At 73.9% G+C, this 11,836-nt stretch carries 8 protein-coding genes and 1 CRISPR repeat array (1 of these 9 running past the window's edge); of the genes, 6 read left to right on the forward strand and 2 right to left on the reverse strand.

Annotated features, from left to right (window positions below; all coding sequences use genetic code 11):
* Positions 1-332: a CRISPR direct-repeat array (repeat unit 29 nt; unit sequence GGGGCCACCCGCGCGTGCACGGGACCGAC); it begins 246 nt to the left of the window's first position.
* Positions 333-366: 34 nt separating this feature from the next.
* Positions 367-1,941: an RNA-guided endonuclease InsQ/TnpB family protein gene (locus ABT160_RS29875; protein WP_351651018.1), complete on the reverse strand. Its 1,575-nt coding sequence runs from the start codon at positions 1,939-1,941 to the stop codon at positions 367-369.
* Positions 1,942-2,430: 489 nt separating this feature from the next.
* Here ABT160_RS29875 and ABT160_RS29880 point away from each other — a divergent pair, with 489 nt between their 5' ends.
* The 3 genes from ABT160_RS29880 to ABT160_RS29890 all read left to right on the forward strand — a co-directional run bounded on the left by ABT160_RS29880 (position 2,431) and on the right by ABT160_RS29890 (position 5,653).
* Entirely contained in the window at positions 2,431-3,240 is an 810-nt protein-coding gene (locus ABT160_RS29880; protein WP_351651019.1) for a DUF5677 domain-containing protein, read from the forward strand.
* 198 nt (positions 3,241-3,438) lie between these two features.
* Positions 3,439-5,007, forward strand: a complete 1,569-nt coding sequence (locus ABT160_RS29885) for a hypothetical protein (protein ID WP_351651020.1) — start codon at positions 3,439-3,441, stop codon at positions 5,005-5,007.
* A gap of 61 nt (positions 5,008-5,068) precedes the next feature.
* Positions 5,069-5,653 carry an SMI1/KNR4 family protein gene (locus ABT160_RS29890; protein ID WP_351651021.1) on the forward strand — a complete coding sequence of 195 codons (585 nt, stop codon included), beginning with the start codon at positions 5,069-5,071 and terminating at the stop codon, positions 5,651-5,653.
* A 145-nt stretch (positions 5,654-5,798) separates the two neighbouring features.
* Here ABT160_RS29890 and ABT160_RS29895 read toward each other — a convergent pair whose 3' ends face one another.
* A complete protein-coding gene (locus tag ABT160_RS29895) occupies positions 5,799-6,974 on the reverse strand; it encodes a pyridoxal-dependent decarboxylase (protein WP_351651022.1) in 1,176 nt (391 codons plus the stop codon).
* 593 nt (positions 6,975-7,567) lie between these two features.
* On the opposite strand from ABT160_RS29895, the gene ABT160_RS29900 reads away from it, so the two are divergent.
* The 3 genes from ABT160_RS29900 to ABT160_RS29910 all read left to right on the forward strand — a co-directional run bounded on the left by ABT160_RS29900 (position 7,568) and on the right by ABT160_RS29910 (position 11,775).
* Positions 7,568-8,845 carry an MFS transporter gene (locus ABT160_RS29900; protein ID WP_351651023.1) on the forward strand — a complete coding sequence of 426 codons (1,278 nt, stop codon included), beginning with the start codon at positions 7,568-7,570 and terminating at the stop codon, positions 8,843-8,845.
* Between the two features lie 148 nt (positions 8,846-8,993).
* The gene (locus tag ABT160_RS29905; RefSeq protein WP_351651024.1) at positions 8,994-9,524 is read left to right on the forward strand and encodes a hypothetical protein; all 531 of its coding nucleotides are present in this window, start codon (positions 8,994-8,996) and stop codon (positions 9,522-9,524) included.
* Between the two features lie 538 nt (positions 9,525-10,062).
* Positions 10,063-11,775, forward strand: a complete 1,713-nt coding sequence (locus ABT160_RS29910) for an MSCRAMM family protein (RefSeq protein ID WP_351651025.1) — start codon at positions 10,063-10,065, stop codon at positions 11,773-11,775.
* The last annotated feature ends 61 nt before the right edge of the window (positions 11,776-11,836 follow it).

Below are 11,836 nucleotides of genomic sequence, written 5' to 3' on the forward strand. Positions count from 1 at the left end.
GGCCACCCGCGCGTGCACGGGACCGACTTGAAGACGTCCAGGCGGGTGGTCCCGCCGTAGGGGCCACCCGCGCGTGCACGGGACCGACGCCCCTTCTCACCTCAGTCGGTGGTATCGGACGGGGCCACCCGCGCGTGCACGGGACCGACTGCTCGGTGACGGAGAGCAGGTAATCCACACCGGGGCCACCCGCGCGTGCACGGGACCGACTTCGCCGACGTCTCGCCGGGCGTGATGGTGAGGGGGCCACCCGCGCGTGCACGGGACCGACAAGCCGGCCCGCCCCGAGCCGGACTACCGGACGGGGCCACCCGCGCGTGCACGGGACCGACCAGGCCGTGACGTGGTCTTTTCAGCGCGCTAAGCTCACTTTTTACTTGTCTTTGCCGTGCCCTGGTCGGGGCGCGGTAGGGGGGTGCGCGCTGAGCGTGGGTGGCCGAAGGGTTGCCCCTCCGGAATTTGAACCGGCGTGGGCCGGTCCTTCCCGCTTCTACGAACGCTGCCCTTGGCCCTCGCGGACTTCGGGACTTCTGCCTTCTCGACGGGCGTTTTACGTCTCCCTGGCACGAAGGCCTTCCCACAGGCGACGGTTGTCTCTCGCTCGATGTTGAGAGCGGCGTTGATGTCGCGGTCCATACTCAGACCGCATTCGGTGCAGTTGAACACCCGGTCGCCACGCCGAAGGCTTGGGTTTCGCCATCCACAGTGCGAGCAGGTCTTGCTGGAGGGCCACCAGCGGTCCAGGACCAGGATCTGGGAGCCGTACCAGGAAGCTTTGTAGGTGATCTGGCGTCGCAGTTCACCGAAGGAGGCGTCGAGGATCGCGCGGTTCAGGGCTGCCTTCTGGCGGACCTGGCGTCCGGGGTTGTCGACGGTGCCTCGCGCGGACGCGGTCATGCCGCGTACGTGCAGGTTCTCCACGCAGACCATCGCGTGCGCGGTGGTCAGGCGTTTGGTCAGGGTGTGCAGGGAGGTCGCGCGGCGCTCGGCGATCAGATGCTGGATCCGGCCGATGCGGCGGGCGGCCTTGGTACGCCGGTTGGAGCCCTTGGTGGTGCGAGCGAACGCGCGTTGGGCCTTGGTGAGACGCTTGCGCTCACGGTCGGCGTGGCGCGGGTTCGCGACCAGCTGCGAGGGGGGATGGTCCTTGTCCAGGGCCAGGGGCTTGGACAGGCCGGCCAGGGTCCGGACGCCGAGGTCGACGCCGATGCTGCCGCGTGTGCGCTGGGCGCGGGAAGGCTTGTCCGGGATCTGCTGCTGGACTTCGCACAGGACGGAGGCGTACCAGCGGTGTCCGGAACGGGAGATCGTGACGGAGCTAACTACCGCCTGGCCGCGCTGGATGAGTCTGGTCATTCGTTTGTTGGACTGGTGCAGGCGGATGGATCCGAGCTTGGGGATGCGCAGGCGGCGGTAGCCGTCGGGGCGGATCTCGGGGGCCTTCTTGTTGTGGCACAGCTTGAACGCCTCGCGGGCGGTGTGCTTGCGCTTGAAGCGGGGGAAGCCCATCTTCTGGCCGGCGCGCTGGCCGGTCTGCGAGGAGCGCCAGTTGCTCCAAGCGGCGTCGGCGTGCTGGAACCCGGACTGGAAGACCCGCGCGCTGATCTCTGCGTGAAAGGGACAGGGGCGCCGCGGACCGATGAAGCCTTCGGGTTCCGGCGGGGTGTGCCTGGTCGGCTTGATGGCGTTGAGGTCCTTTTGGACCTGGAAGGCACCGGGCACCTGGCGCTTGATCTGCTTGCGGGCCGTCTTCACGTCCATGCCCTGGGCGACGAGGACGTCGACTGCGGCGCGCCACGCCTTGTCGGCAGCCACCTTCATGGCGAGGGCGTGGTTGAACGCCCAGCGGGCGGCCCCTGCGTGCCGTTGAAGGTCGGCGAGCTGGGCGGCGTTGGGGTCGAGGGCGTAGCGGTAGGCCCGCAGGACGGTCGTCGTGGGCATGGCTTACTCCTCTCCCCAGGTTGAGGCATGGGTCCGCCGGCCGCTGCGTTTGGTGACCAGCCCGATCGCTTGGGGAGAGGATGTTCGTAAGTCGATCTGGGGTACGGAATCTGTGGGGAGTGTCGCTCAAGGTTCAGCAAGTCGGCGCAGAAGTAGGACAATCGGCCCTCAGCCCTCGGGCTGGCGGGAGCCAGGACCGGCGCGGCCCCCCATCACAGCACCCGCCACTGACAGTGCGCCGCGAACGGGTGAGAGGTGCTCTCCCGCGGGGAGCCAGCTCGTGGGGCGGGCGGGGCGACGGACACACGTTCCCGGCATTCGCTCCGGCTGCCCGGCTGCGTCTCGGGGCGGGTCTGCAGGCCCGCCCCCTTGTGCGGTATCGCCCCTGCGTGAGCGCTCGCGTTCCCAGGCGACGGCTCAACGGGCAGCCGCTCGTGGCCTGTAACAAATGGACCTGGCCGCAAGACTGTTGCCACTACGGTCATCGCCATGACCTACGCGTTCGGAGACAACCCCCTGTGCCTGAAGCGAGCGCGAAAGATCACGCCGATCCTCCTTCAAAGAGCAGAAGAGGTCTATTCCTCCAGCCCGCAGGTGCTGCTGGAGGACCAGGACGTGGCCCACCAGCTGCTGGGCTGGTGGCGGTTTGCAAACCGGACAGCGGATCTGCTCACGCAGGCCTACGACGCCGGCTTCAATGTGGAGGCCGCCGGCCTCATGCGGAACCTCATCGAACACGCGCACTTCATGGACTGGTTGGCGGAGCACCAGACCGCTGGCCTGCGCGCGATGGAGGAGGCCGAGTGGACCCGCCGCAAGAAAATGATCAACAACTTCAAGGAGATCGACTGGCCCATTCCGGCTGGCATCGAGGTGGGCGAGAAGCCGACGTTCGACTTCGCGGACGAGGCAGAGCAGGCAGCTCACTCAACCCTCGTCGGACAGGCCTCCACAGTGGCCAACCTCGTGGCGGCCCGGGGTATCAGGAACCTCTATCCCGTGTACCGGTACCTGTCTTCGTACGCGCACGCGTCGACGCAGTCGGCAGAGCCGTTCGTCGAACGGGGCCCGGGCAAGGCGCCCGCCCTCCATCTTGCGGGGACCGTGGCGGTCACGGAATCGCGCGTGTGGATTCCCGTGTGCCTCTACCTGGCTGGGTCGACTGTCAGCCAGTTCCTTCAGGGGAATCCGATGCGCGCGACGCTGGAGAAAGCTGCATGGGACCTGGGCTTCGGCGAGATCGTGGCCGAGCGGATTCGCCTGGAGTCCGGGAACCGGCAGCCCGGCTCATCTTCCTGACACCGGCGAGAGCGCGCCTTGCGCGGGCTCGCGTTCCGCCCCACGGGACGCTCCGGGGGCTCGTTGCCTTCCTCTTCCCGCCGGACGGACCCGGCAGGGCCGCTTGGCCAGTTGAGCTCACCGGCACGGGCAGGCTGCTGTCAGCTGCCGTCCACAAGATGCGCGGCGTCCCACTGCCGAGCAGAAGGTGTCCCCTCGATGAGCGAGCAGCCCACTCTTGTCTTCGATGGCTTTCCCGCCTGGCTGGCTGAGCAAGGTGAGGAGGCGTACGCCCTGGTGTGGGTGGCCGGGGCGGGTGAGCCGGCCGGCTTCGCCAAGACCGAGGTGCCCCGGGCGGGGGAGAGCGGGATCGCGCGGCCCGGCGCCGACCTCACCCGTATCCGGCAGGAGGACCTCACCCGCGGCCGGGCCGCGACGCTGCGCCGCTGGCTCGAGCTGGACGAGGGCACCCGGCCTCTGGCCATCCTCAGCAGCGAGCGGGGTGTCCTGCGCGAGCACACGCCTGGTGAGCTCGCTGCCGCGCTGATGCGCGACCTGACCGGTGACGAGGCCCGGCTCGGCGAGCAGCTGGCCGGCTGGTTCTCCCGCAGGAACGCCCTGGCCCCGCAGGGACTCGAGGACGGGTGGATCGCCGCGGCCGCCGCCTGGACCTGTCACATGCGCCTGCTGGGCGGCTACCCCCCGCCCTCGGTCCTGGCCGCGAGCCTGCAGCGTGCGGGGGAACTGGACTCATCCGCGGGGGACTTGGTGGTCAGTACCGGCGTGAAGGTCGGCGGCATCCTGGACCGGCTGGAGCGCGCCTACCGTACGCGCAGCGAGCTGGTCGAGGACTGGCACGCGGTCGAGCCGCTGGCCGCCGAGGTCCCAGCGCTCGCGCCGGTGGCCGACTGGCTGCTCGACCAGGTCGCCCTGCGCGATGCGGCCGCCCAGCAGCTGCGGGCGGTCCTGGAACCCGACCTCACCGACTACCTGCGCGACCGGCACGCCGGCAGTGCCCCCGCGCACAGCGCCCCGGACCTCGATGCGCCGCGCGCCGGACACCTGGCCCAGGCCCGTGAGACGGTGCGCGCCTACACGGCCGCCGCGTACTCGGGGCGCGAGAGCGACGCGCGGCAGCTCCTCGACGCTTTCCCCGTACCGGGCCGCAGCCTGTCCGTCAGCGGCCCGGCCGCCGCCTGGCGGGAGCACTCGGCCACCGCCGCCGACGCGGTGGAGGACCTCGCCGCGCAGCGCGCCGCCGCCGCAGCGGAGACGAGCACCGACTACTTCGCCGACCCGGAACTGCTGCACGCCGCCGCCTCCTACCTGGCCGCGCGCGAGGGCCAGCTGCACCTGGTGCACGATGCGCTGGGCCGCCTCGTCTTCCCCGCGCCCCTCCCGCGCGACCTGCCCGAGGCCCTCACGCCGGTCGCCGCGGCGCAGAGCGAGCGCCGCGTCATCGAAGCCTTCGGCACGGTGCGGCGCGCCGGGCAGGCAGTGGACGGCCAGCTCACCTACCAGAGCCAGCGGCCCCTTTGCGGGCGCCGGCACGACACCGCGGACACCGAGAGCGGCCTGCTCACCCGTGCCCACGACGCCCTGGAGCGCATCGGTGCGGCCGGGGCGCCGCTGGACGAGGAGGACATCCGTGCCCGCCTGCGGGAGGCCATGGCCCGCCCCGCCGTCCCGGCCGCCACCACCCCGCGAGCGCTCACCGGCCACCCCCAGGCCCCCGACCACGGCCGGTCCGCCGGACCTCACACAACCACCCCCGGGGCGGCCCGCTGAGCTGGATCCCGCGAACCCGGCTCGCATCCTTGACCGTAGGCCGAACTGGCATGATCCCAGGATGACGTCGACGATCTGCGATTCCTGGACGCGTATCGAGGAGTGGCTTGGCCGGCACGCGCCTCGTACGTTCGCCGCGCTGGGCCCGCCCGCCGAGCGCTCGGCGATCACCGCGGCCGAGCAGAGGATCGGGCAGCCGTTTCCCGAGCCGTTGGTGGAGTCCTTGCTGCGGCACGACGGGATGGGCCACTACGACCTGCTGCCGCCGTTGTGGTCGCTGCTCGACGTGGAGGGGATCACCCGCGCCTGGCAGATACGCATGAACATCATCGGCGCAGCAGATGAGCCGGAAGCCGACGACGATGATCCGGAAGGGGAGTACGGGCCGTGGTGGCACGGGCAGTGGATCCCCTTCGCCTTCGACGGCGCGGGCGACTACCTCATCCTGGACCAGCGCCCTCACCGCCTGCGGGGACGGATCGGCCATGCCGATCATGAGACCGGGTGCTCGTTTCGCCGCCACCCCATGTGGGCGTCGCTCCCGGCTCTGCTGGAGGCGACGGCCGGCGCGCTGGAGAGGGGCACCGCGGTGGACGGTTACCTGCCCGGGGCAGTCAACGAGGGCGAGCTGGGCTGGGAGTTCTAGCCTCTAGGCCCCCGCGCCGGGGGCCGGGGGCCGGGGGAAGGCGGCGGTGTCCGGGGCCGGTTCACCGGCGGATCCTGACCGGCTCGTGCGCTGTCCGCCGTGCGCGGCCGCGACCCGGGTTACCCCCGGCGCGACGTCTTCGCGCTCATGCGGCTGTCTGGCGGGCGGCGCGCAGATCGGCGGCGAGTTCGTCGACGGCGGTGTGGGTGAGCGGCCCGGCGGTGGTGATCCGCGCCCGGTCGCCGCGGCAGTACAGGTCCCACTTGTCGGCCACCCACGGGGCGGGACGTTCGAAGGTGACCGCCAGCGAGCCGGGAAGGTGCTGCGGTGCTGCTCCGGCGGCCTCGAACCGGGTGAGCGCGTAGGCGGCCGTGTCCTGGCTGCGGGCCACCAGGGCGGCCACTCCGGCCCGGCCCAGGCAGCGCAGCCTGCTCCACAGCAGCAGGGTGCCCAGCGCGCTGGGGCAGGCGGCCGTTGGCGGGCCGGGCGCGGGATCGGGGAGGTGCGCGGACGGCTGGTCTGGCACGCGCCGTACCAGCGAGATGCCTGCCGGCAGGGGCAGCCCGAGCAGGGGGTGGCCGGACAGGGTGAGGGAGTGGGCGCCGTGCGCGAGGGACCAGGGCACCGCCAGGTCGGTGTGCGCGGCCGCGAGTCCGCCCGCGGCGGCGTCGACATGGATGTGCACGGGACCGGATCCGGCCGCCGCGGCGCGCAGTTGCGTGATGTCGTCGCTGGCGCCGTTCAGGGGCGTGCCGCAGGTGGCCAGCACCAGTGCTCCGGCCCCGCGGCGTAGCCGGGTCTGCTGCCGCAGCGCGTCCGGGTCCATCGTGCCGTCCCCGCGCGCGGGGATCCGGATGGTGTTCATCCCCAGCAGCTCGCAGGCCCGCACGGAGTGATCATGGGCGTGCTCGCTGACGTACACGCTCGGCTCGGGCAGTCTGCGGCGGGCCAGGGCGAGGCCGTGCAGGAGTGCCTCGCCCGCCGTGGCCGTCACCTGGCCGTGGACTTCGCCCAGGGCCGCCCCGGCGAGCGCGCCGCAGTAGGTGAGCACCGCGTGCTCGTAGCCGCCGACGGCGTCGTCGAGGCGGGTGCGGCCGTAGGGGCCGGCCGCCTGGTGGGTGAACAGGGCGAGCAGCGGCGCCAGTTCGGCCGTGACCTGTTCGAGGTGGCGGCCCGGGAGTACCGCTGCGGGCTGTTCCTGGGGGGCCAGGGCGTGGTGCAGCTGGTGCAGCGCGCGCGTGTCCGCCGCGGGCCGGGACGGTGCAAGGCCGATGGCCAGATGCTGGCCGCTCGTGGGGGGCGGGGTGGGGCGGGGACTCACGTCATCGGCTCCCTGGGAGGGTGTCCGGGACACAGTGCCCGTCCATCTACTCCCGTTTGCCGCCGTTGCGGGCCGCCGGGGCGGCGGGCACTTCGCGGGGCGGGAGAAGAGGCCGCGCCACTTTGCTGGGCCTCCCGCCTCGCGGACCACGCCTTCGTGCCGGGCGGGGCGGGGCAGGTCGCCCCCGCGCGCCGGGCCGGGGCCCGCCCGTAGCGCCTGCGGCCGGTCCGCGCCCCGGCCACCACGGGTGCCCGCATGCCGCGTTGCGGCCGCCGCGCGCCGCCTGTCCGGGCCTCCTGGCCGGCCGCCGGTGGTGTACCTGGGGTGGTCCGGGCCCGGGCGGGACCACCTCGCGTGACGGAACGGTCCCGCTGATCGCCGGGCCAGGGGCCGGGAGGAGGCGGCGCGGCTGTCCGCGTCAGCGGACGGGTCGTTGAGCGCGGCTGGCGGGGCCTGCTGGGCTTCGGGCCACGCGGCCTGACTCCTCCCTCGCCGCCGGCGCCGTCCGTGCGCCGCCCGCTTCCCGGCCCGCGGCGCACGGACGGCCGCCCCCGTTGTGCACACGACGCTCCCCACCCAGAGGCAGGCAGGCGATGGCCCACGCGCAAGTCCGCGACGTCCCCCGCACCACCCTGACGCCGCTTGACGGACCGCAGCTGCTGCCCCTGCCCGCCACGGCCGGCAGCCTGGCACCCCCGCGCACCCCGCCGGACTTCCGCGCCGTGCTGCGCCACCGCTACTGCGCCCGTCTGCTGATGGCCTCGGTGACCGGCCGCCTGTCGCTGGGCATGGTGCCCCTCGCGCTGGTCCTGGCGGCCCAGGCGGACGGCCACTCCCTGGCGCGCGCCAGCCTGCTGGCCGCGCTCTACGGCATCGCCCCGGCGCTCGGCCTGCCGCTGCTGGGGCGGCTGGCCGACCGCCGGGGCCTGCCGCTGCCCTGCGCGGCGGGGGCGGGCCTGGTCGCTGTCGCGCTGGGCACCCTGGCCGTGGCGGGCACCACGGCCCTGCCGCTGGCGGTGGTGTGTGCCGTGCTGGCCGGGGCCGGATGCCCGCCGCTGGAGGGCGGGCTGCGGTCGCTGTGGCCCGCGGTCCTGCCGGACGCCGCGCACGTACGGACCGCCTGCACCCTGGACGCCTGCGCCCAGGAGATCGTCTACGTCACCGGCCCCGCCCTGGCCATCGCGGTGGCCACCGTCTTCTCCCCGGCCGCCGCGCTCGCCCTGGCCGCCGCCGTCACGGTGGCCGGGGCGTGGAGCTTTGCCACCTGCCCGCCGGCCGGTGCCTGGCGGGCCGCACCGCGCCGCCGCGATCAGCTGGGCGTGCTGCGCCCGCCCGCCATGCGGCCCCTGCTGGGCGCGCTGGTCTTCCTCGGCGCCACGATCGGCGCTCTCGACGTCGCGGGGATCGCGCTGGCCGCCAGCCAGGACGCCTCCTGGCTGGCGGGCGCGCTGCCCGCGGCGTTCTCCGCCGCCGGTCTGCTCGGCGGCGTCGTCTTCGCCCGCCTGCAGCCCGCCAGCGCCCCGCGCCCAAGGCAGCTGCTCCTGCTCGGCGCCGTGTACGCGGCCTGCTGGCTGCCGCTGCTCGCCCCGCTGCCCGCCGTCGCGGTCCTCGCCCTGGCGCTGCTGCCGGGCGCGGTGTTCGTGCCTCTGCTCACCGTCGCGTCCCTGAAGGTCACCGCGCTGGCCCCGCCGGGCACCTCCACCGAGGCGGTCGGCTGGATGTCCGGCGCCATCCGGCTCGGCCTGGCGGGCGGCACCGCGCTGGCCGGGCCGCTGGGCGGCCACCTCGCCCTCCCGCTGGCCGCCGCCGCGGGCTGCGCCCTGCTGCTGTACGCCTGCAGCCGGGCCCAGCCCGCGCCGCGCCTGGTGTGAGCCAGGACACCCTGGTCCCGCCCGGCGGTAGGGCAGCAGCGGTCACCGTGCCGGGGCCTGGCACGCGGCGGCGGCCTGCCGGTCACAGGGGCGCTGACGGCTGAAGGCTCGCTGGCATCTGGACCACCTACCTTCCTGGGGAAGCCACATGCCCGCGTTGAAGCGCACCGCTCTGTCCCTGGCGGCCGCCGCCGCTGTGACCGCCGCCACCCTGGCCACCGCGCCCACGGCGTCGGCCGCCGGCTACCGGTGCACCACCAGCAGCGCCTCCGTCGACAACCCCGCCTACAACGGGCCCTGGCCGGACAACTACGACTTCGACGTGTCGCTGTGCGCGATGCGCTCGGGCGGCTACATCTACGCCTACGCCACGGTGACGTTCGACGGGCCCGTCTCCTACGTCAACCAGAGCGACATCCTGGACGGCGGCCGCTTCCGCCTGGAGATCAAGAAGTCGGTGTCCGGGACCGATCCGGTCGTGCGGGCGGCGGCCTACACCGGCCTGGAGTACCGCCTGGAGCACGGCAACACCTGGGGCAACGGCTCCTGGCGGACGGGGACGCTCACCTACAAGGCGGGCTCGGGCCGCTACCTGGCCGACGGCGCGATCCAGCTGGACTGGAACAACGACGGCCGCGGCTACCGCTCCACCAACTTCTCCGCCTCTCCCACCGTGTAGTGCCCTGCCCGGGGCGCCCGGAGCCAAAAAGCGCCCGCACGCGCGGCCATGGCCGCGGCCGGATCGCCCGCCTCGGGGGCGGCACACCCGGTCCGCGGCGCGGACCGGGTGTGCCCGGTTGCGCCGGGTGTTCTCCCGCGCCCGCGACCGGGCCGCCAACTCGTCTCCCACGCCACGGGAGGAGCGCAGTTCGCCCCGGTTCGCACCTGGTGGGGGAGGGGCGCTGCTGCTGAGATCTGCGTGTTCCACCGATGAGTTGCTGTCCTTCGTCGTCTTCTTCGAGGAGTTGCGTGATGACCCACCGCCCGTGCATGACCCGGCCCTGTGCCCAGCTGCAGTGGCAGGCCGCGCGCCCGTGCCGTGTCTCGCGGCCGTCTCTGGCGGCCCGACCGGACCAGGAGCGCCCCGAGCTGCCGTAGCCCCCGCGCCGGTCCTGCCCCGGCGCCCGCCCGGACCCTGCTTTCTCCACCAGGTCCGGGCGGGCGCCGGCGTCGTCGGCCCCGTAACCGCCCCGCGATCCAAGGGAGTCCACCCCCGCATGCACGCATCCTTTGTCCGCCCGCCGCTGCGCCTGGCCGCCATCGCCCTGGCCGCCGCGGCGGCGGGCACGCTGGCCGCCCCGCCCGCGCAGGCCGCCTCCCACGCCGTACACGCTCACGACCGGTTCGGCCCGGGCTGGGCGATCCCGGACAGTGACAACAACCCCGGCGCCTCCCACATCGGCGCCTACGGGCCGCCGGGCATGAGCGTGTACGGCGCGTGGGAGACGTACTGCGCGGATCCTCAGGCGCGCGGGCCCCAGGAGGCGGGCGGCTATACGGGGCCGGCGGCGGTGGAGCACTGGACGTCCTCGGTCACCGGGCGGCCCGTTCCCGACGCCCATCTCGCCTACGCCTCCTACGTGGTGGGCAAGTACGGCCAGACCCGCGATGCCGCGCAGGCCAGCGCGGTGGATGCGGTGGTGTACGAGTGGCTGGCCGGCGGCAGTTACGGCATCGACGGCTCCCGGGGCAGACAGCGGCTGGCCTACCCCCAGGTCGATGCGTCGGTGCGGGCCAGGGCGCTCGGGTACCTGGCCGAGGCCAAGGCCTACGCGGGCCCTTACCGGATGACCCTCACTCCGCGGGTCACCCAGAGCCCGGCGGGAAAGAAGGTCGCGGTCACCGTCGCGCTCACCGCCCGGCTCTCGGGCGCCAAGGTGCCCGGTATCGAGGTCTCGCTGGCCGAGGCGGGCGCCGGCGGGGAGCGGGGCAGGGTCACCACCGGCGCGGACGGCCAGGCCGTCTGGGAGTTCACCCCCGAGACCAAGGGCACCGCCACGGTGCGGGCCACGGCCACCCACCTGCCCGGCTCCCAGCTGAAGGTCCTCACCCCCCGCGACAGCAGGGCCCAGCGGATGCTGCTGGCCGGGGACACCACCACCGCGAGCGCGCAGGCCGCCGTCACCGTCACCCCCGCCCCCGGCGGCGTGAGCATCCACAAGAAGGACCCGGGCGGCGCGGTGCTGGCCGGTGCCGCCTTCCAGCTGATCGACCGCTTTGGCCGCATCGCCGCCGAGGGCCGCACCAACAGCGCGGGCGTCCTGGTCTTCGACGGCCTCGCACCGGGCACCTACCGGCTGCGCGAGACCGACACCGGCAGCCCCCTGCACGAGCGGGTGCCCGACCAGGACCTCACCATCACCGAGGGCCAGCCGGCAGCCGCCCACCCGGTCACCGTCATCGACCCGTTCAAGTCGGGCGACCTGCTGGTGAAGAAGACCGACAAGGCGACGGGCAAGGCGCTGGCGGGGGCGGTCATCACGATCAGCGCCGACACCGTCGACGCCCGCGGGACGCACACCCCGGGCCGGCAGGTCGCCCGGCTGACCACCGGCAAGGACGGCACCGCCCGGCTCCGCCTCGACGTGAGGCGCCGGAGCGGCTCGGTGTACTGGGCGAGCGAGACGAGCGCGCCGGAGGGCTACCGGGCCGACGCCCCGGCCCGACGTTTCACCGCCGCGCCCGGCGCCCGCAGCATCCTCACCTTCGCCGACTCCCCGCTCCCCGCCAGCCCGCCGCCGCCCGCCACACCGCCGCCGCCCGCCCCCCGCCAGATGCCGCCGGCGCCGTCCGCGCAGCTCGCCCACACCGGGGCGCCCGCCAGCATCTGGCTCCTCGGCGCGGTCGGCGTGCTGGTGGCGGCCGGGGGCGTCGCGGTATGGGCCGGAGCCCGCCGACGCCGCCCGCGCCAGACACCCCAACACCCGTGACCGGGCCCGCCCGCGCACAGACGGCGGTGCGGCCGGTGCGCAGATGCCGCGCTGCCACCGC

The organism is Streptomyces sp. NPDC001941 (genome assembly GCF_040296945.1).
In the GTDB taxonomy this organism is placed as follows: Bacteria; Actinomycetota; Actinomycetes; order Streptomycetales; family Streptomycetaceae; genus Streptomyces.